This window comes from Pseudomonas sp. LjRoot71, from assembly GCF_964253255.1.
Taxonomy (GTDB): Bacteria; Pseudomonadota; Gammaproteobacteria; order Pseudomonadales; family Pseudomonadaceae; genus Aquipseudomonas.
Window position 1 is genome coordinate 3,141,725 of record NZ_CAXURA020000001.1, and the last position, 20,673, is coordinate 3,162,397.

17 protein-coding genes are annotated in these 20,673 nt (G+C 61.1%); 9 read left to right on the plus strand and 8 right to left on the minus strand.

Annotated elements, in window-relative coordinates:
* The first annotated feature begins 1 nt into the window (after position 1).
* Complete coding sequence (locus ACSQ17_RS14755; protein WP_436069417.1) at positions 2 to 1,000, plus strand: DUF481 domain-containing protein; 999 nt, start codon at positions 2 to 4, stop codon at positions 998 to 1,000.
* Between the two features lie 120 nt (positions 1,001 to 1,120).
* On the plus strand, positions 1,121 to 2,125 hold the full coding sequence (locus tag ACSQ17_RS14760; RefSeq protein WP_436069418.1) for a DUF481 domain-containing protein: 1,005 nt from the start codon (positions 1,121 to 1,123) through the stop codon (positions 2,123 to 2,125).
* Positions 2,126 to 2,194: 69 nt separating this feature from the next.
* Here ACSQ17_RS14760 and ACSQ17_RS14765 read toward each other — a convergent pair whose 3' ends face one another.
* Complete coding sequence (locus tag ACSQ17_RS14765) at positions 2,195 to 2,953, minus strand: SDR family oxidoreductase (RefSeq protein WP_436069419.1); 759 nt, start codon at positions 2,951 to 2,953, stop codon at positions 2,195 to 2,197.
* 94 nt (positions 2,954 to 3,047) lie between these two features.
* On the opposite strand from ACSQ17_RS14765, the gene ACSQ17_RS14770 reads away from it, so the two are divergent.
* The 5 genes from ACSQ17_RS14770 (at position 3,048) to ACSQ17_RS14790 (ending at position 7,337) form a co-directional block, all read left to right on the plus strand.
* Complete coding sequence (locus ACSQ17_RS14770) at positions 3,048 to 3,779, plus strand: HugZ family protein (protein WP_436069420.1); 732 nt, start codon at positions 3,048 to 3,050, stop codon at positions 3,777 to 3,779.
* A gap of 63 nt (positions 3,780 to 3,842) precedes the next feature.
* Complete coding sequence (locus ACSQ17_RS14775; RefSeq protein ID WP_257777147.1) at positions 3,843 to 4,292, plus strand: FxsA family protein; 450 nt, start codon at positions 3,843 to 3,845, stop codon at positions 4,290 to 4,292.
* Between the two features lie 248 nt (positions 4,293 to 4,540).
* Positions 4,541 to 4,834, plus strand: coding sequence for a co-chaperone GroES (locus tag ACSQ17_RS14780; RefSeq protein ID WP_436069421.1), 294 nt, complete (start codon positions 4,541 to 4,543; stop codon positions 4,832 to 4,834).
* Between the two features lie 59 nt (positions 4,835 to 4,893).
* A complete protein-coding gene (groL, locus tag ACSQ17_RS14785) occupies positions 4,894 to 6,537 on the plus strand; it encodes a chaperonin GroEL (protein ID WP_436069422.1) in 1,644 nt (547 codons plus the stop codon).
* A gap of 572 nt (positions 6,538 to 7,109) precedes the next feature.
* Positions 7,110 to 7,337 carry a hypothetical protein gene (locus ACSQ17_RS14790; protein WP_436069423.1) on the plus strand — a complete coding sequence of 76 codons (228 nt, stop codon included), beginning with the start codon at positions 7,110 to 7,112 and terminating at the stop codon, positions 7,335 to 7,337.
* An 86-nt stretch (positions 7,338 to 7,423) separates the two neighbouring features.
* Here the strand turns inward: ACSQ17_RS14790 and ACSQ17_RS14795 are convergent, their stop codons facing one another.
* The 7 genes from ACSQ17_RS14795 to ACSQ17_RS14825 all read right to left on the minus strand — a co-directional run bounded on the left by ACSQ17_RS14795 (position 7,424) and on the right by ACSQ17_RS14825 (position 18,963).
* Entirely contained in the window at positions 7,424 to 10,477 is a 3,054-nt protein-coding gene (locus ACSQ17_RS14795; protein WP_436069424.1) for a multidrug efflux RND transporter permease subunit, read from the minus strand.
* A gap of 27 nt (positions 10,478 to 10,504) precedes the next feature.
* Positions 10,505 to 11,635, minus strand: a complete 1,131-nt coding sequence (locus ACSQ17_RS14800; RefSeq protein ID WP_436069425.1) for an efflux RND transporter periplasmic adaptor subunit — start codon at positions 11,633 to 11,635, stop codon at positions 10,505 to 10,507.
* Positions 11,636 to 11,826: 191 nt separating this feature from the next.
* A complete protein-coding gene (locus tag ACSQ17_RS14805; RefSeq protein ID WP_436069426.1) occupies positions 11,827 to 13,452 on the minus strand; it encodes a methyl-accepting chemotaxis protein in 1,626 nt (541 codons plus the stop codon).
* Positions 13,453 to 13,646: 194 nt separating this feature from the next.
* On the minus strand, positions 13,647 to 14,756 hold the full coding sequence (locus ACSQ17_RS14810; protein ID WP_436070491.1) for a DUF1513 domain-containing protein: 1,110 nt from the start codon (positions 14,754 to 14,756) through the stop codon (positions 13,647 to 13,649).
* A gap of 9 nt (positions 14,757 to 14,765) precedes the next feature.
* A complete protein-coding gene (locus ACSQ17_RS14815; protein ID WP_436069427.1) occupies positions 14,766 to 15,827 on the minus strand; it encodes an imelysin family protein in 1,062 nt (353 codons plus the stop codon).
* A gap of 10 nt (positions 15,828 to 15,837) precedes the next feature.
* Positions 15,838 to 17,253, minus strand: a complete 1,416-nt coding sequence (locus tag ACSQ17_RS14820) for a di-heme oxidoredictase family protein (protein WP_436069428.1) — start codon at positions 17,251 to 17,253, stop codon at positions 15,838 to 15,840.
* 375 nt (positions 17,254 to 17,628) lie between these two features.
* Positions 17,629 to 18,963 (minus strand): imelysin family protein, encoded by a 1,335-nt coding sequence (locus tag ACSQ17_RS14825; RefSeq protein WP_436069429.1) that lies wholly within the window; start codon positions 18,961 to 18,963, stop codon positions 17,629 to 17,631.
* 201 nt (positions 18,964 to 19,164) lie between these two features.
* On the opposite strand from ACSQ17_RS14825, the gene ACSQ17_RS14830 reads away from it, so the two are divergent.
* Positions 19,165 to 19,737 (plus strand): LemA family protein, encoded by a 573-nt coding sequence (locus ACSQ17_RS14830; RefSeq protein WP_436069430.1) that lies wholly within the window; start codon positions 19,165 to 19,167, stop codon positions 19,735 to 19,737.
* 3 nt (positions 19,738 to 19,740) lie between these two features.
* Positions 19,741 to 20,643, plus strand: a complete 903-nt coding sequence (locus ACSQ17_RS14835; RefSeq protein ID WP_436069431.1) for a GIDE domain-containing protein — start codon at positions 19,741 to 19,743, stop codon at positions 20,641 to 20,643.
* Positions 20,644 to 20,673 lie beyond the last annotated feature (30 nt).

The window sequence follows — 20,673 nt, forward strand, 5'->3', positions numbered from 1 at the left end:
CATGCTGCTACGTACTCTTTTGTGTTCTCTGGTTCTTGCTCTAGCCGCGCCTGCGTGGGCGGATACGGTGTGGCTGAACAACGGAGATCGCCTGAGTGGCGAGATCATCCTGCTCGATGGCGGCAAGCTGGCCCTGAAAACCAAGTACGCCGGGCAGGTACTGATCGCCTGGAAGGATATCGACACCCTGCGCTCCGATAAACCTCTGCTTGTACGCCGCCAGGGCTTCGACAGTGAACACAGCAAACAGTTGGAGGCGGCCGGCAAAGGCATGGTGCGGGTGGTCAATGCCAGCACCCAGACCATTCCTCTGGCCAGTATCAATCGTTTGATTCCGCCGCGTCCGGTGCTGCGTGATCGGGTCTGGGAGGGCAACCTGGACGCCAAGCTGGACATGAAGCGCGATGACAACGAAACCGATGAGTGGAAGCTCAAGGGCAATACCCGCGTCGAGCACGGCCGCTGGCGACATGTGCTCAGCAGCGAGCTGGAGCGCAAAGTCAAAAACGATGTGAAAACCGCTGACAACTGGCAACTGGAGTACGACCTCGACCGCTTCATTACCGATCATTGGTTCTGGCGTGCCGGGGGCGAGCATGACGAAGACGATTTTGCCTTTTTTACCCGCCAGCGCAGCATCGGCACGGGGCCCGGTTACCGCTTCTGGGATAACGAGCTGGGGCGTTTTGACATGATTGTTCAGCTCAATCGCCTGCAACTGCGCAGCAGTACGGCCGAGCTGGACTTCAACACCTACTCGCTGGAGTGGGATTACAAGCGTCTGCTCTGGGGTACGCGGCTGGAGCTGTACAGCAATGCCGAATTGCAGGTGCCGGAAATCGAGCAGATCGACTACGTGCTCGACGGTGAGGTGGGCCTGCGTTACCGCCTGAATGACTGGGCGCGGCTGTCGCTGCTCTACGAGCTGGATATGGCGCGCGGGCTTGGCCAAACCAGCAGCGAGCGGCGTTACCTGTTGGGTGTTGGCGTGGGCTGGTAACCGCCCCGTACAGGAGAAAAGCTGAACTCACGGTGATTCTGTCGGTCAGTGCTTGCTCTAGTGTCGTGCATACGGATAATGCCCGGCCTTCCGTGAACCTGAGACAGACAAGCCTTGCCTATGTTTTCCAGAACCCTGCTGTGCCTGGCCCTTTGTGCGACTGCAACCTCTGCGCTGGCCGATACCGTCTGGTTGAAGAACGGCGATCGCCTGACCGGCAAGATCAAGTTTTTCGACGGCGGCAAGCTGCTGCTGGAAACCGACTACGGCGGTGCCATTGCCCTGGACTGGAACAAGATCGCGACCCTGGAGAGCGATCAAGAATTGCTGGTCAAGGAAAGTGCCACCAGCGGTGAGCGGGCCAAAGCCCTGCAACCGGCCGAGCCTGGCAAAGTCACCCTGGCCAATGGCGAAGCGCCGAAAACCGTCGAGCTGGCCAGCATTCAGCAGATTCTCAAACCCAAGCCGCTGATCGAGGATTTTGTCTGGAAGGGCAATATCGATGCTGCGCTGGACTACAAGCGCGCCGAGCGCGACACCGACGATTACGACGTGCGCCTGAAAACCCAGGCCCGGCATGGGCTGTGGCGACACAATGGACAAGCCGAATACAACCGCGAGCTGCGCGATGATGTACTGAGTACCGATAACTGGGGCGTGGAATATGCCCTGGACCGCTTCTTGACTGAGCAGTGGTTCTGGCAGGGGCGCCTGGAATACAAGCGTGACCGCATCGAAGACCTGCGCCGCCAGCGCACCGTGGGTACCGGTCCGGGTTATCAGTTCTGGGATAACGAGCTGGGTGCCTTCTCCGTGGCCGGACTGCTCAACCGCACCGACTACGAATATGCCAATGGCGAGAATGACAACTTCTACGCCGTCAGCATGAAGTGGGACTACAACCGTTACCTGATCGGCAAGAGCGTCGAGCTGTTCAGCGATGGCGAAGTGGGCAAGCCACTGGCCAACGCGGCCGACTATACCCTGGATGCCGCTGTGGGCCTGCGCTACAAGCTGACCGACTGGGCCTCGCTGAACATGAAGGCGGAGAAGGATCTGGTTAGCGGCTCGGAAGGCGAGCTGGACGAAACCCGTTATAGCCTGGGTTTTGGCGTGGGTTGGTAAGGTCTTAGTCGCATAAAAAAGCCCCGCGTTTGCGGGGCTTTTTGTTGGCGGAGTGCTCGATCTAGCGGATTACAACCGCAGACCGCCATCCAGCTCCAGAACACGACCGGTGTAATAGTCGTTTTCTAGGATATAAGCCACCGAGTGAGCGATCTCGGCCGGTTTACCCATGCGGCGCAGCGGGATGACCGAGGTCATGCGCTCCAGCGCTTCCGGTTTCATGCTGGCAACCATTTCGGTTTCGATAAAGCCCGGGGCCACGCCGGCCACACGGATGCCATAACGCGCCAGCTCCTTGGCCCAGACCACGGTGTCAGCGGCTACACCGGCCTTGGCGGCGGAGTAGTTGGCCTGACCGATGTTGCCGGCACGGGAGATGGAGGAGATGTTGATGATCGCGCCTTCGTTTTTCAGCTCGATCATCTTCGCCGCCACTTCACGGGTGCAGAGGAACACGCCGGTCAGGTTGACGTCGATCACCGATTGCCACTGGGCCAGGCTCAGCTTGGTGATTTCGCCATCCTTGACCTTGATGGTCAGGCCATCACGCAGGATACCGGCGTTGTTGACCAGACCATTGATGGCGCCGAAGTCTTCGGCAACCTGGGCCACGGTCTGGGTCACTTGTTCTTCATTGGCGACGTTGCACAGGTAAGAGCGTGCTTCCACGCCCAGCGCTTTGCAGGCGGCCACAGCTTCGTCGAGCTTTTCCTGGTTCAGGTCGACCAGTGCCAGCTTGGCACCTTTGCCGGCCAGGTATTCGGCCATGGCACGGCCAAGCCCTTGGCAGCCACCGGTGATAATGATGACCTTGTCTGTAAGTTGCATCGCGATTCCCCTCAAATGGTGTCGTAGAGCCTTGCTGGCGCGGTAACCTAAGTGCCTGTCCGTTTGTGACGGATTCTATGCAAGGAGTCATAAGGTGAGCGTGAAAGCCGGCAAGCATGCCCGAGAATTGCTGCTCAAGGAATACCGGGGCGTGCTCAGCACCCATTCCAAGGCGATGCCGGGTTTCCCTTTCGGATCAGTGGTGCCCTATTGCCTGGATGCTGACGGTTATCCGCTGATCCTGATCAGCCGCATTGCCCAGCACACCCATAACCTCAAGCAGGACGGTAAATGCTCGCTGCTGGTGGGCGAGCGCGGTGCTGAGGATGTTCAAGCCGTCGGCCGCCTGACCCTGCTGGCTGAGGCGCGGCCGCTGGATGATGCAGAGCAGGTCGAGGCGGCCGCGCAGCGCTATTACCGCTATTTCCCCGAGTCACGCGGTTATCACCAGGCCCATGACTTCGACTTCTGGCGACTGGAACCGGTGCGCTGGCGCTATATCGGTGGTTTTGGCGCGATTCACTGGCTGGAGCAGGTGGCGCTGGCCAATGCCTTTGCCGGCGACAGTGAAGTCAGCATGCTCGAACACATGAACAGCGATCATGCCAAGGCCATCGCTCACTATGTCGAGCTGGCCGGTTTGCCTCGCCATGCGCCGGCTGAGCTGGTCGGTATCGACAGTGAGGGTTTCCACCTGCGTATCGGCCAGAGTCTGTATTGGCTGGCCTTTCCAACATCCTGTAACAGTCCGCTTGAAGTGCGTCAGGCCCTGGTGGCACTGGCCCGCGCCGAGGTCTGGCCGACCGACGGTCAGGCTTCAGCTTGAATTCAGCCCGACACCCCATACTTCTTACTTACTGGAAGCTGATCTTCCGTTAAGGACCCTGTGATGCGTGCGTTTCTGTTTTTGTTTCTGCTGTTCCCGATCATCGAGCTGGCGCTGTTGATTCAGGTGGGCAGCGCCATTGGTGTGTTGCCGACCCTGCTATTGGTGATTGGCACCGCCATTCTCGGCAGCATCCTGCTGCGTGTCGCCGGTGTTGCCACGGCCTGGCGCGCGCGGGAGAAACTGGCCCGTGGCGAGTTGCCCGAGCAGGAAATGCTCGAAGGCCTGCTGATTGCCGTCGGGGGCGGGTTGTTGCTGTTGCCCGGCTTTATCAGCGACATCTTCGGTGTGCTCTGCCTGATCCCCTTCACTCGGCGCTTGCTGGTGGGACAGGTGCGCAAGCGCGCCGCCGAACAGGCCATGCGCCAGCGCGCCTTCTATGACGACCAGGCCGCCCGTTCCGGACAAACCCGCCCCCAGGTGCTGGAAGGCGAGTACGAGCGCCGCGACTGAGCCCATCTGCTGGAGTTGTGGCTTGTCTGCGCACCCATCGCTGTGCCGGTGGATGAATAAAAAATTCACCGGCAGCCCTTGAAATCCCCTTGCACGCCCTTATGTAGCGGACACCGCAAGGTTTTCTGCCATTCAGGCAGAACAGACTTCAGCGCTACGCCTGGCGCAGCGCTACCGGCCCCGCCGGACTTTGCTAACCCGCCGGTGACTGCACCGGCCGATAAACCACCTATTGGGAGAGATCGACAATGAAGCTTCGTCCTCTGCATGACCGCGTCGTAATCCGTCGCAGCGAAGAAGAAAAGAAAACCGCAGGCGGCATCGTGCTGCCAGGTTCCGCTGCCGAGAAGCCGAATCAGGGCGAGATCGTGGCGGTAGGTACTGGCCGCGTGCTGGACAACGGTGAAGTGCGTGCTCTGGCCGTTAAAGTCGGTGACAAAGTGGTGTTTGGCCCTTACTCCGGCAGCAACACCATCAAAGTTGACGGTGAAGACCTGCTGGTAATGAGCGAGAGCGAAATCCTCGCTGTCGTTGAAGGTTGATTTCAGCGCTCCGTCGCTACGAATTCCGCTCTATCTGAACGAATCAAGGAATAACCATCATGGCTGCTAAAGAAGTTAAATTCGGCGATTCCGCCCGCAAGAAAATGCTCACCGGCGTCAACGTTCTGGCTGACGCAGTAAAAGCCACCCTCGGCCCGAAAGGCCGCAACGTGGTGATCGAGAAGAGCTACGGCGCTCCGCTGATCACCAAGGACGGCGTGTCCGTTGCCAAAGAAATCGAGCTGAAAGACAAGTTCGAAAACATGGGCGCGCAGCTGGTCAAGGACGTTGCGTCCAAGGCTAACGACGCGGCTGGTGACGGCACCACCACCGCCACCGTTCTGGCTCAAGCCATCGTCAACGAAGGCCTGAAAGCCGTCGCTGCGGGCATGAACCCGATGGACCTGAAGCGTGGTATCGACAAAGCCACCATCGCCATCGTTAAAGAAATCAAAGCCCTGTCCAAGCCGTGCGCGGACACCAAGGCGATTGCCCAGGTTGGCACCATCTCCGCCAACTCCGACAACTCCATCGGCGACATTATTGCCGAAGCCATGGAAAAAGTTGGTAAAGAAGGCGTGATCACCGTTGAAGAAGGCTCGGGCCTGGAAAACGAACTGTCCGTCGTAGAAGGCATGCAGTTCGACCGCGGCTACCTGTCGCCGTACTTCATCAACAAGCCGGACACCATGGTCGCCGAACTAGATGGCCCGCTGATCCTGCTGGTTGACAAGAAAATCTCCAACATCCGTGAGCTGCTGCCGGTTCTGGAGGCTGTTGCCAAGTCCGGCCGTCCGCTGCTGATCGTCGCTGAAGACGTTGAAGGCGAAGCCCTGGCAACGCTGGTGGTGAACAACATGCGTGGCATCGTCAAAGTCGCTGCCGTCAAGGCACCGGGCTTCGGCGACCGCCGCAAGGCCATGCTGCAGGACATCGCCATCCTGACCGGCGGTACCGTGATCTCCGAAGAAGTTGGCCTGAGCCTGGAGAGCGCGACCCTGGAGCACCTGGGTAACGCCAAACGCGTGATCCTGAGCAAGGAAAACACCACCGTTATCGACGGCGCTGGCGCGCAGGTGGATATCGAAGCCCGTGTTGCGCAGATCCGCAAGCAGGTTGAAGACACTTCCTCCGACTACGACAAAGAGAAGCTGCAAGAGCGTCTGGCCAAGCTGGCTGGCGGTGTTGCGGTGATCAAGGTCGGTGCCGGCACCGAAGTGGAAATGAAAGAGAAGAAAGCCCGCGTTGAAGACGCCCTGCACGCTACCCGTGCAGCCGTTGAAGAAGGCGTGGTACCTGGCGGTGGCGTGGCGCTGGTGCGTTCGCTGCAAGCCATCAGCGAGCTGAAAGGCGACAACGCCGATCAGGACGTTGGTATCGCTCTGCTGCGCCGCGCTGTTGAAGCGCCGCTGCGTCAGATCGTGGCCAACGCCGGCGGCGAGCCGAGCGTAGTGGTCGACAAGGTCAAGCAAGGTTCGGGCAACTACGGCTTCAACGCCGCGACCGACACCTACGGCGACATGATCGACATGGGTATTCTCGACCCAGCCAAGGTCACCCGTACTGCGCTGCAGGCCGCTGCCTCCATCGCCAGCCTGATGATCACCACCGAAGCGATGATTGCTGAAGTGGCTGACGACAAGCCGGCCGCTGGCGGTATGCCAGACATGGGCGGCATGGGTGGCATGGGCGGCATGATGTAAGCCAGCCCGGCTCCCGGCAGGCCATCGCCAGATGGCTTGCACGCTGTAAAGAAAACCCCGTGCCTGTCACGGGGTTTTCATTTTTCTCGGCTATAACAGTCCTGCGCGGCAAAGCGGTACGCCAATTGCTTTGTGTGATGCCTGCTCCCGGACTGGAGCCTGTCAATCCGCGCTGTGCTGCTGTTCAGCATTGCCGCTTCTTGTTTTGACCTCACTTGGATGTGCTTTACCACGCGGCCTGCGCTGTGCTGGTAGAGGGTTGGCCGGCTGTAGGCAGTTTTAAAGCCATGGGTTCTAGTGCGCCCAGTACTGATGCGGTTGGGCAATAAAGTGACCCTGAGGCTGTTACCGCAGGCCTGAGTGTTGGCGTGGCCAATCCTTGGTTGGTCTGGGGTTGAACCAATTCACCGGCGCGCGCTCGAAGGCTGGCTGTCGAGTGGTGTGTGAGGGGATCAGGACGATCCTGTAATGGGAAACAAACATAGCCGTCGGTCGCCAAAGGCACTGCTGCGGTTGTCCATGATCTAGGGTAATTACACAGCGTTTGGCAGCGCTATCAAGAGGTTGCAGTGATGAAGCTAGAAATCGCACGAGGTTTTTTTCTGGTGACCGCGCTTAGCGTGGCCTCGCTCGCGGCGGCGGCCTGGCAGGAAGCCAGCCCCCAGGTCATCACCCTGAACGAGCAACTGGGTTATTGCCCATTGCCGCCTCAGGCGCGAGCGACCCAGGCAGTACGTCCGGATCAGGATCTGCTGCTGTTTATGTTCAGCCTGTCCCAAGGTGTGCGTTCGCAGGGCTAGACGCTGTGCGGTGGTTGTACAGGTATAAAAAAGCCCGGCTCAGTGCCGGGCTTTTTGTTGCGCGCATCCTTGCGCAGCAGTGCGTGCTATCCGTGGGCCTTGGCGGCTGCTGTGGCGGGCGCATCAGGCTGCGCCAGCAGGCTGTACACGCAGGGCAGCACGAACAGGGTGAACAGCGTGCCGATCGACATGCCGGTGGCGATCACCAGGCCGATGTCAAAGCGGCTGACCGCACCCGCGCCGCTGGCCAGAATCAACGGCACCATGCCGAACACCATGGCGGCGGTGGTCATCAGCACCGGACGCAGACGAATCGCCGCCGCTTCTTCGACCGCTTCACGGCGTGACAGACCTTTCTCACGGCGCAGCTGGTTAGCGAACTCGACGATCAGGATGCCGTGCTTGGTGATCAGGCCGATCAGCGTTACCAGGCCCACCTGGGTGTAGATGTTCATGCTCGACAGGCCGAGGAACAGCGGAATCAGCGCACCGCAGATCGACAGCGGCACTGTGACCATGATCACCAGCGGGTCGCGGAAGCTCTCGAACTGCGCCGCCAGTACCAGGAAGATCAATGCCAGTGCAAGGCCGAAGGTGATGTACAGCGCATTGCCTTCCTGCACCAGCTGGCGCGATGCGCCGGCAAAGTCGTAGGCAAAGCCGGCAGGCGCTTCTTCCTGCATGATCTGGGTCACCGTCTCGATGGCCTCGCCCATGCTGACAATCGGTACGCCCTGGATGATCGCCGAGTTGAGCTGCTGGAACTGATTGAGCTGGGTCGGCCGTGCGCGGTCACTGACCTTGATCAGGGTCGACAGCGCCAGCATCGCACCGCTTTCGCTCTTCACGTAGTAACTGTTCAGCCAGCCCGGATTGTCACGGTAGGCCCGCTCGACCTGGGCGATCACCTTGTAGCTGCGTCCGTCGATGGTGAATCGGTTGATCTCACCTTCGCCAAGCAGGCTGGCCAGGGTCAGACCGAGGTCCTCCATGGACACGCCCATTTGCGCGGCTTTCTCGCGGTCGATTTCCACCACCACTTCCGGCTTGTCGAAGGCCAGGTCAACATCGAGGAAGGCAAACTTGCCGGATTCCACCGCGCGTTGCTTGACCCGTTCGGCCACCTGCAGCAGCGACTGGTAGTCGTTGGGCGTGTTGATCACGAACTGGAACGGCAGGCCCTCGCCAGTGCCCGGCAGCGACGGCAGGTTGAAGCCGAAGATCTGCAAGCCGGCAATCTGCGACAGACGCCCCTGCACCTCGGGGAGGATTTCCATCTGGGTGCGTTCGCGTTCGTTCCACGGCGTCATCAGAAAGCCGCCAATACCCGATTGCACACCGTTGAAGCCGTTGATCTGGAAGGATGAGTAGTACTCGGGGAACTCCTTGAAGATGCTCACGAACTCGTCGGTGTACTTGTTCAGGTACTCCAGGTTGGTCGGTTGCGGGGCGTTGGCGATCATGAAGATGATGCCTTGGTCCTCTTCCGGGGCCAGCTCGCTCTTGGTGAATTTGAGCAGCACCGGAATCAGGCACATGACGATCACCGCAAACACCAGCACCACCGGGCGGGTGTCCAGGGTGCCGTGTAGGGCACGCTGATAGCGGCGCTTGAGTCCGTCGAAGATCTGATCAAGCTTGTGTGCCAGGCCCGATGGGTTCTCTTCGTGGCGCAGCAGCTTGGCGCACATCATCGGCGACAGGGTCAGCGCGACGATGCCGGAGATGATCACCGCGCCGGCCAGCGTCAGGGCGAACTCCTTGAACAAGGCACCAGTGAGGCCTTCGAGGAAGCCGATAGGGGCGTATACCGCCGCCAAGGTGACGGTCATCGACACCACCGGCACGGCGATCTCGCGCGCCCCTTCGATGGCTGCATCGAACGGTGTCTTGCCTTCCTCGATATGCCGGTGGATGTTTTCCACCACCACGATCGCATCGTCCACCACCAGGCCGATGGCCAACACCATGGCCAGGAGCGTCAGCAGGTTGATCGAGTAGCCCATCAGCTGCATGAAGAACAGCACGCCGATCATCGACAGCGGAATGGTGATCACCGGGATCAGCACCGAGCGGAAGGCGCCGAGGAACAGGAACACCACCACGATGACGATCAACACCGCTTCGCCGAGGGTCTTCACCACTTCGTCGATGGAGGCCTGAATAAACAGCGTGGCGTCATAGGCGATGGAGACTTTCAGGTTCGGTGGCAGCTGCGCTTCTAGGTCAGGCATGACCTTGCGCACTTCCTTGATCACGTCCAGCGGGTTGGCCCCTGGCGTGCCCTTGATGGCGATGTACACCGATGGCGTGCCGTCGAAGGAGCTGATCGCATTGTAGCTTTCCGCGCCCATTTCCACCCGCGCCACATCGCGGATCAGCACGCGGCTGTCGCCCACGGTTTTCAGCGGAATGGCGGCAAAGGCCTCGGCGGATTTGAGGTCGGTTTCGGCGTTGATGCTGGTGACCACGTACTCGCCTTTCACTTCACCGGCTGCGGCGAGGAAGTTGTACTTGCGCACGGCGTCGTTAACGTCGCTGGCGGTCACGTTGTAGGCGGCCATCTTCACCGGGTCGAGCCACAGGCGCATGGCGAACACCTGATTACCGAGAATCTCCGCTTCGGCCATGCCCGGCAGGGTGGCCAGCTTGGGCTGAATGACCCTTGAGAGGTAGTCGGTGATCTGCGGGTTGCTCAGTTCCTGGCTGTAGAAGCTGATGTACATCAGTGCCGTGGAGTCGGCAGCTTCCTTGCTCAGCACCGGGTCTTCGGCGTTCTGCGGCAGCTGGTTCTTCACCTCGTTGGCCTTGGCCAGCAGTTCGGTGAACAAACGGTCGCTGTTGGCGCCAATGCGCGCATAGATCGAGATGATCGACACGTTCTGCCGGCTGACCGAGGTCATGTAGTCAATGCCGTCGGCACTCGCCAGGCTCTGTTGCAGCGGCTGAGTGATGTAGCCCTGAATGGTCTCGGCATTGGCCCCGGGGTAAGCCGTGGTCACCGTGATCAGGGCGCTTTCCATCTGTGGATACTGGCGGATGGTCAGTTTGCTGAATGCCTGGAAGCCAAGCAGGATGATCAACAGACTGACCACGGTCGCCAGTACCGGGCGACGGATAAAGGGATCAGTAAAAGCCATAAATAAGTTCCTTTGCACCGCGCCGGATTAATCGGCGCTCGGCTTGGCCTGCGCGTTGGCGATGCTGACGTGGGCGCCGTTATCCAGCTTCAGCTGGCCGGCGGACACCACCTGCTCACCGGCCTGCAGGCCTTTGAGAATCACCACCTGGCCTTCGCGGCGCTCGCCGGTTTCGACAAAACGGCGCTCGACGCTCAGCTCGGCCTGACCTTTGTCGTCTTTGACCACCTGGCCGTCTTCGCCTTTCTTCTCGCCGATGACGTACACCGAGTTGCCGTAGAGGGTGTAGGTGATGGCGGTTTCCGGGACGACGATCTGTGCCTGTTCGCCGGGCAGCAGCACTTCCAGGTTGGCGAACATGCCGGGCAGCAGTTTGCTCTCCGGGTTGGCCAGCATGGCGCGCACCTGCACGTTACGGGTGGTGTCTTCGACTTTGGGGTTGATTGCGGCGATCTCGCCTTCGAACACTTCGTCCGGGTAGGCAGCCACGCTGAAACGCACGCGCTCACCGATGGCCAGTTTGGGCACCGCCTGCTCGGGCAGGAAGAAGTCGACGTAGAGTTTGCTCAGGTCTTGCAGGGTGGCGATGGTGGTGCCCGAGGCGAGGTAGTCGCCGACGTCCACCTGACGGATGCCGATGGTTCCGGCAAACGGCGCGAGAATACGCTTTTTCGCCAGTTGCGCTTGCAGCTGGGCCACGCTGGCGTTGGCTTTCTGCAGGCTGGCGGAGAGGCGGTCGAACTCGCTTTTCGAGATGCTCTGACGGCTCACCAGGCTGCGGCCGCGCTCGTATTCCACGCGGGCCAGGCCCAGCTCGGCCTGAGCGGTGGCCAGGCTGGCCTGCTCGACATCGCTGTCCATCTGGATCAGCGGTTGTTGCAGGGTGACCTGCTCACCTGAGCGGAACAGCACCTGTTGCACGGTGCCGCCGACTTCCACGGTCAGGTCAACGCCCTGGAAGGCCTTGAGCGTACCGATGGCTGGCAGGCGACTCTGCCATGGGTGTTCTTCGGCGGTTGCCGCGTCGACACTGATGGCCGGTTGCGGAGCCGAGAACATCTGGATTTGTTGATAGATGGAGAAGCCTTTGTAGGCAGCCAGGGCGAGTACTACGACGAGTACTGCGCCGAGCATGATCAGCATGCGGCGGAGCAACATATTCCGGTTCCTTGGCAAAGCGGAAAGAGGGCCTGGGAATAGGCAAGAGGGGCACATTAGACCCCTTGTCAGAGCCTGTCAAAGATTCGCATTTACCAGACGTTACGGGGCATGTTGGGGCTGATCATTGAGTCAGTTATTCAGCAAAATGCCAGCATTTGCTGGCATTTTGTCGGCGTGTGTGAACAGCGTCAGGCACTCAGGCGTTGCGTGACCTCGTTGAGTTGCCCGGACAGTTCGTGCAGGTTGCGCCCGGCGCTTTCGGTACGCTGCACGTTCTCCTGGTTGGCGGTGGCGATGGCGGTGATTTCGGTGAGGTTGCGCGAGATGTCCTCAGCGACCGAGGTCTGTTCTTCGGCGGCGGTGGCGATCTGCCGGTTCATATCGCGAATCGCTTCCACGGCACGGGTGATCAACTGCAGGGTGGTGCCGGCTTCGGTGACCTGGGTGACGCCTTCCTCGCTACGGTTCTGCCCGCTTTCGATGGCGCGCACGGCATTTACCGCGCCGGTCTGTACGGTGTCGATGATCTGGTGGATTTCTGCGGTGGATTCAGCGGTGCGCTGCGCCAGGGTGCGCACCTCGTCTGCCACCACGGCAAAGCCACGGCCCTGTTCTCCGGCCCGGGCGGCCTCGATGGCGGCGTTGAGTGCCAGCAGGTTGGTCTGCTCGGCGATGCCGCGAATCACTTCCAGCACCTTGCCGATACGGCCGCTATCACTTTCCAGGCGGCGAATCACCTCCGAGGTGTTGCTGATTTCACTGCGGATATCGGTGATGGTCTTGATGGTGGCCTGCATCACCGTTTCACCCTGACGTGCGGCGTTGTCGGCGGCATCCGCAGCTCCGGCGGCTTCGGCGGCGTGGCGCGCCACTTCCTGGGCGGTGGCGGACATTTCGTGCATGGCGGTGGCGACCTGATCGGTACGCGAGAACTGCTCGCGGGTGCCCTGGGCCATCAGCGTGGCGATCGAGTTGAGCTCGCCGCTGGCGGTGTCCAGGTCGGCGGTGCTGCGTTTCAGGCGGGTGAAGGTGTCAGCGAGAAAATCACGCAGGATATTCGCCGCCACGGCCAGGTTGCCCAGTTCGTCCTGGCGGGTGGCGTCGACACGCTTGCCGAAGTTGCCCTGGCTGAGTTGGGCGATGTGCTCGATCAGTTCACGAATCGGGTTGATCAGGCTGCGGTTGATCAGCCACAGGCTGAACAGGGCAATGACCACGCTGGCACCAAGCATCAGCAAGGTGCCGTAGGTAATGGTGCGCTCGGCTGAGACATTGATCAGGCTGGCCTGTTCCAAGCTCTGCTTGTGCAGTTGATCGGCCAATGCTTCCAGTTGCTGGGTGGTGTTGCGGTCGATGCCGGACACGGCCTTGTCGCCCACCGCAGCATCGCCACCGGCGGCAATAAAGGCATCACGGCCTTTGCGGTAGTTGACGCCGAGGGTCTGGTGCTCGCGCCGCAGGGTGTCGATCTGGCCGCTCAGGGTGCGGGCATCAGCGGCCAGCTCACTCAGTTTGCCGAGGGAATCCTGCACCTTGCGTTCCTGAGCCTCGAACTGGCTCCAGTATTTGTCCAGCTGGGCCTTGTCGCTGCCGCGCAGCAACACGTTCTTCCATTCCTGCACTTGGGTCTTGAAGTTCAGATTGGTTACGTCGATCAGCGCGGAGGCTTCCAGCGGTCCTTCGAGCAGACCGCGGTAGGCCTGCATGCCGCTGGACAGAAAACTGAAGCAGGCCAGTGCGGTGACCAGAATCAGTGCCAGGCTACCGCCGAGCAGGGCGAGGATTTGCGCGCGCAAGGATTTCTGCAGAAACATGGGTGGATACCCCTGAAGGTGAACGGCGGGATGCCAGTGACGCCAGGTGCGCCCTAACTGCGAAGATCCCTATCGACTGGTATCAGTTGGGCCGTGATGAACGGCCTCTGAGGAGTATAGATCGGCTCTGCAGCAGCGTTCTTTAGCCTGCCGCAGGCGTGTTACAGGTGTGTGTGGCGTTCTGGTTTGCAGGTTCAAGCCAGGCGCAGGTGGTTGTCCCACAAGCCGGCGGGCAGTTGCAACGGTTGGCTGCTGATCTGGGCGCTGCGGCAGTCATATAAGCGGCAACGGCCGACACCACTGCTGACCACAAATCCGTCGGCCACCGCGCCCACTCCGGCACAATCCGGCAACGGCGCGTCGAGGCGCAGTGCGGCGCTGTCCAGGTCCCAGATAAACACCCGGTTGCCGCGCGGTGCAGTCAAGGCCAGCAGGCGCAGTTCGCTGTGGATCGCCACGCTGGCGGTGTACTGGTTCATCAGCTGACGCTGCGCATCGGCCACCGGGAAGTGCTGGAACGGCTGACCGGGACGTTTGATCGCCAGCAGCGGCACTGAATCACTGAGTTCGCCCATGTATTGCTGGCCGGTGACCAGGGTGCCGTCGCTGGCCACTGCCATATGGCGCACGCTGTTCATGCGCTCGGGCAGCTGTTCCTTGCTGATCAGGCTGCCGTCACGGCGCATCAGCACCAGGCTGGACTCCATGGCGTCGAGGTTCATTTCCACCCGGCTGTCAGCCTCGGTGCGGATGCCGCCATTGGCCACTGCCAGGGTTTCACCATCGGGCAGCCAGAGCAGTTGGTGCGGGCCCAGGCCGTGGGTCGACAGTTCGCTGCTGCGCAGCAGTTGCTCACCTTGCAGGCGATAGACCCCGAGTACGCCACGACCGGGGTCGGAGGTGTCGTTCTCGGTGGCATACAGCCGTTCGCCGTCCTTGTGGAACACTGCATGGCCGTAGAAATGACGCTGCGTCGGCGAATGAAGGGTTTGCAGCAGGCGGCCATCGCGGGTGTCGATCAGGTAGCTCTGGGTGCTCGGGCGGCGGCCGACAAACAGCGCCATTGGCAGAAACGGGTGGCCGATGACGTCGTGGCAGCGCTCGCTGACGGCGGTGGCGAACACTTGGCTGCCGTCCAGTCGGTAACCCACCGCAAAGTGCTTGCCACTGCTGTCGTTACGCGCTGACAGCAGCAGCGGCTGGGCGTTGCTGTGCATCAGTGTCCAGCCGCCATAAGTGCCGGTGGCCGCTGCCGTGGCGGCCAGGGCTGCGACACTCAGGCCGAGAAAAGTACGACGATTGATCTGCATGGGTTAGTCGCCGTCATGGGCGTTAAAGCCCAGCTGGATGCCCAGGGCTTTCGCCAGCTCGGCTTCGTGCAGGCGGTGCAGGGCGTTAAGGCTGTCATACAGCGCGTTCAGTTCGGCGCGGCCGGCTTCATCACCCAGCAGTTCGCCGAGTGGCCGCTGGGCTGCTGCCAGGCGCTGGCGGGTATCGCTGTAGGCGGCGTTGATGCGTTGTTTCAGTTCATCCTGATCACTGCTGAGCAGTGCCTGGATGCCGTTCTGCTCGGCTCCCAGCCAGATGCGTTCGGCGCTGGCCAGACTGGCGGCGAGGTTGGCCAGGCTGGCTTTGCTGCGCCAGGCTTCGGCCTGGTAAGGCTGCGGCTGGCCTTTGCTCTGCCGGCCGAGCGGCGTGCCGAGTTTTTTCTTCAGCCCGTCGATGGCGCTGACCTGGGTGCGCAGCAATTCGGCCACCGCTTCCGGTGCCTCGGCGTAGCGCTCATTGGGGAAGTTTTTCAGCTGGGCGGCCATGCCGTCCTTGCTCTGCCAACTGGCCAGAATGTCAGCGGCGAGGCTTTGCTGGTGTTCACCGATGGCGGCGAGCAGCGGGCAATAACGGGCCTTCTGCTCGCTGTTGTTAAGGTCCAGGGCTGGGTCGAACAGCAGGTATTCATAAGCTGTCAGGCCCTGCACCACGACGCTGGCGTTATCCAGATCGGCGGCGGTCAGTCCGGGCTTGCTGTTGAGCAGCGCTTCCACCTGGCGCGCCACTAGGTTCTTTTTGTCTGGCCAGAACTGAATCTGCCAGGCGCGGTTACCTTCTGCCAGTGGGCCGAGGGCAGCGGGTTGTACGGCGGCCCAGGCACTTTGCGCGCTGGTAAAGGCCTGGCGCGCCTCGACCATATTCTGTTGCCCGGCACAGAAGGCCTGGGCGCTGGCGGCCAGTTGCCGATCAGCTTCGCTCCAGGCGCTGTAGATGGGCAGCAGCACGCCATCGGTCAGCGCCCGGCTGACCTCCTGCTGCGGGTTGCCTGGGCTGCAGGCAGTCAGGGTCAGGCTAAGCAGGGCCAGGGTGAGGGGTGAGCGGATCATCTGCAGCTCCTTACAACGAATTCAGAAAAGCCAACAGCGCGCTGCGCTCGTCGGCATTGAAAGTCAGCACCTGCTGCTTGGCCGCTTCGGCTTCACCGCCGTGCCAGAGGATGGCCTCCAGCAGGTTGCGGGCGCGGCCGTCATGCAGGAACTGGGTGTGACCGTTGACTGTTTCCGTCAGACCAATGCCCCACAGCGGCGGGGTGCGCCACTCGGTGCCGCTGGCGAGAAATTCCGGGCGATTGTCGGCCAGTCCGGCGCCCATGTCATGCAGCAACAGGTCGCTGTAGGGGCGAATCAACTGATTGGCCAGCTCGGGCTCGGCGGCGTCACTGGCAGTGGTGAATTGAGGGGTATGGCAACCCTGGCAACCGGCCTGGTGGAACAGGTTCTTACCGGCCAGTACCTGCGGTGTGTCAGCGCCGCGGCGTGCTGGTACGCCGAGGTTGCGGGTGTAGAACAGGACGCTGGCGAGGATGTTGTCGCTGACTTCCGGTTCACCGCCATGGGGCGCGTGACGGCAGTCGAGTTGCGCTTCGGTGCAGTTATCCTGGCTGACCAGGCTGCTGGTCAGGCCCATGTCGTTGGCAAAGGCTTCGGCATTCTGCTGATTGAGGGTGGGCTGGCCGGCTTTCCAGCCAAAACGGCCGAGTACCGTGCGTTGTTGCTCGCGGTCCCAGACCTGATTGGCGCGCCCGGAAATGCCATCGCCATTGCGGTCCTCCGGGTCGGCATTGGCCAGGATGGCGGCTTCGGGAATGGCTTCCAGCAGGCCCAGGCCGATCATCGGCGGGGCGATGCGTGCCGAGAACAACGTGTCGGGATGCAGGGCGCCGTAACCGAGCTGGCTGATTTTCAGGTTGGGCTTGCGCAGTTCAACCTGGGTGCCATCGGTAAAGCTGACCTGCTGCGTGGTGTAACTGACGCGCACTTTACCTTCAGGGGCTACGCCGGGGTTGGCCATGTCCTGTAACTGACCGCCATAAGTGGGTTCGGCCAGTACGCCAAGGCGCTGGATAATCTCGGCATGTTCGCTGCCTGCTGGAATCGACAGGCGTATCAGCATCGACACCGCACTCTGCGCATCAGGGCCAGGTGGATGGCCGCGGCCGTCCTTGATATGGCAGTTCTGGCAGGCGTTGGTGTTGAAAAGTGGGCCGAGGCCGTCACGCGCCGTGGTGGTGGCGGGTGCGGTCACCCAAGGGTTGCGGAAGAAGCTGTTGCCGACGCTGAAATCCAGGCGGCGTGACGGTGACAGGTTGGCGGAGGGCAGGGAAAAGGCGTTCTGGTCAGCCTTGCGCACCGTGGCGCTGCCCGCAGACAGGGCTTCGCCGGGCTCGGCTTCGGTGAACTGTGGAGTTTTATCGCAGGCGACCAAGCTCAGGCTCAAGGCCAGCAGCAGCGCAACGCGATACGGCGCAAACATGACAGGACATCCGCAACAGAAAACAGGCGGCTGATCTTAACAGTCTGGCTGACTTTAAATAAGACGGATTTGCATTATCGATGGTGGTTAAAGGTCGCAGGGTGCCAAAACGGCTATATCCGAGCTGACTGTTGTCGGCGATTTCTGACCTGTAGTGGGGGCGTGCTTGGCCGTGATCGGGCGAGCCAACGATCCATCGTAAGAGGCGTTTCAGCGGCGAGCTTTCGGCGGTTGTTGTCGCGGCTGAAGCCCCTCTCATATAAGCCTCGTCATAAAAATGGCTGGCGTAAAAAAGCCGCGATTCCGGTTAAGGAGTCGCGGCTTTTTCATCACTACAAGCTAGGACTTCGTGAGTCGCAGCAAGTCCTACGCAGCTTAGAAGCTGTGGTCAGCGGTGTCTGGATTGAGATCACTGATGCCCAGCTTGCCTGCTGCCTGCTCGATGGCGCCGGTCTGCTTGACCAGTGCGGCGATGGCATCCCGAACGATCTGCTGGCCTTCGGCGTTGTCGGCGGCGATCAGTTGATCGAAGTGCTTGCCATTGTTAGCGCTGTCGACCAGCGCCTGCAGCTTGCCTTCGGTGGCTTCGAGGTCGGCTTTCAGGGTGCTGTCAGCGGCGGCGTCAACCTTGGCCACCAGTGACGACAGGCTTGGGCCGCTCAGGGTGGTGCCGTCGACCTTCTTGTACTCGCCCAGGTAGACGTTACGGATACCTTTGCCGTTGTAGAAGTGCGAGTTGTGGGTGTTGTCGCTGAAGCAGTCGTGCTCGTCTTCGGTGGAGTTGGCTTCCAGGGCGACCTTCATGCGCTCGCCCGCCAGTTCGCCGAGGGACAGGCTGCCCATGCCGAAGAGCATCTTGCGCAGGCCGTTTTCCGCCGATTCGGCTTCCAGTTTGGCGCGGTAGTTGTCGGCGTTGCCGGCTTGCCACTGTACGACCATGGCGTCGAGGTCGCTGACCAGCAGGTCGGTGGCCGCCTTGAGGAAAGCGCGGCGACGTTCGTTGTTGCCGCCAGTTGCACCGTCACCGACCACGTAGTCAGTGGCTGGACGCTCGCCAGCACCTGGGTTGGTGCCGTTGAGGTCTTGGCCCCAGAGTAGGAATTCGATGGCGTGGTAGCCGGTAGCCACGTTGGCTTCTGAACCGCCCAGCTCATTCAGGTTGGCCAGCAGTTCCGGGGTGATGGTGCTGACGTCGATCTTGTCTTCGCCGACCTGAATCTCGGTATTGGCGATGATGTTGGCGCTGGCACCTGGGTTACCCAGGGCGTGCTGATAGTCGGTGGCAACGTAGTCGATCAGGCCTTCGTCCAGCGGCCAGGCGTTCAACTGACCTTCCCAGTCGTCGACCACGGCGTTGCCGAAGCGGAACACTTCGGTCTGCATGTAGGGCACACGAGCGGCCAGCCAGGCTTCACGGGCGGCTTTCAGCGTATCGGCATTGGGGGTGGCGAGCAGGGCATCTACGGCCGCTTGCAGGGTTTTGCCGGTGCTGGCGGCATCGCTGAACACGGCCAGGGCCAGGTCCGCATAGTGGCTGACCACTGCCTTGGCGGCGGCTTCGTCGACCTGGCTGGCAGCTGCTGCTGGCGCGCTGGCGCTGCTGGCAGCCGGTGCTGCAGCTTGGTTGGCTGGCGCTTTGTCGTCGCCGCAACCAGCGAGAGAAATGGCAATGGCGAGCAGGCTGGCCGAGGCCAGGGGCATACGAAGCATGGCGAAATCCTTTGCAAGTGAGAGTAGGGCACCCATGCGAGTGAGTGCAAAAACCAAAGCATAATGCGAAAGATTTGCATTTTGCGCAAAGGGTCGTTGCGGTTTTTTCCGTAAAAGCTGTGGCGAGGGGCTGCGTCAGTGTTGAGCGCTGACGCTAGAATGCCTGCATTTCACCCCTCCAAACCTCTTCGGGAGTTGTGCATGAGCCTTACCAGCGTTGTCGTGAGTGTGTTGCTGATCCTGCTCGCGGCCTATGCCGTGATGCTCTACAACGCGCTGGTGCGCTTGAAGCACGGCGTCAGCAAGGCCTGGTCGAATATCGATGTGCTGCTCAAACAGCGCCATGATGAGCTGCCCAAGCTGGTGGAGACCTGCAAGCAGTACATGCAGCATGAGCGCACCACTCTGGAAGCGGTGATCATGGCGCGTCAGGCGGTTTCCACTGCCCAGGCCAGCGGCGACATGAATGCCCTGGGTAAGGCGGAAACGGGTTTGCGCACCGGCCTGGGCCAGCTGTTTGCGCTGGCGGAAAACTACCCGGAGCTGAAGGCCAACGAGAGCTTCCAGCACTTGCAGCAGCGCATCAGCGGCCTGGAAAACGGCATTGCCGACCGCCGCGAGCTGTACAACGAGGCGGTTAATCTGAACAACGTGCGCATCGAGCAGTTCCCCGATGTGTTGATCGCCCGCATGTTTGCCTTCAAGGAAGCCGTGTTGCTGGAATTCAGCGAGTCGGAAAAAGCGGATGTCGACCTTAAATCGTTGTTTGGCTAGGCCATGGATATTCAAGGACAGATTTTCGGGCTGACCTGCAGTGTGGCGGCCTGTGCCGGCGGTGCCTGGTGGTTTGTGCGGCGCTTCTCTCAGGCCCGGCATCTGCTCGATACGCCCACCTCGAAGATTCGCTCGGCGGCGCAAGGCTATGCCGAGTTCTACGGTGTGTTGCACCCGCAGGGCGATGAACAACAGCGTGGGCCGCTGACCAATACGCCGTGCCTGTGGTGGCGTTACAAGATCGAGGAAGAGCAGCGCTCTAGCGACAACAAGGGCAGCAGCTGGCGCATGGTGGAGAGCGGTAGCAGCGAGGCGCTGCTGCAACTCGATGACAGCACCGGCAGCTGCCTGATCGACCCACGCGGGGCGCAAGTGCGCCCGCTGACGCGCGAGGTGTGGAGGGGGAGTCAGCGTCATCCGCTGGGTCTGGCGAAAACCGGTTGGAGCGCGTTTTTCAGCGGCAGTGGACAATACCGCTACACCGAGGAACGCCTGCATGCGGGGCAGCCGCTGTATGCCATCGGGGATTTTCGCAGCAGCGGCGGTGGTCGTCAGGGGCTGGATCTGGCCTCGGCCAAAGGTGCCGTGATTCGCGAGTGGAAAAGTGACTTCAGCGGTTTGCTGCAACGCTTCGACAGCGACCGCAATGGTCAGCTCAATGAGCAGGAGTGGAATCGCGTGCAATTGGCTGCGACGCTTGAGGCCGAGGATCGCCATCGTCAGCAGAGCACACAACCGGCGCAGCACCACCTGGCCAAGCCGAGTGAGGCGCGGCCATTTATCTTGTCCTGCGCGGGCGAGGATGAGCTGGTGCGGAGTTTCTACTGGCAGGCGGCCGGTGCTGTTGTGCTATGCGTGTTGGGCGCAGTGGCGACCGCCTGGCTGCTGGGGGTTAACCGCTTCTAGTACCGAGCACGCAAGAAAAAGCCCGCCAAT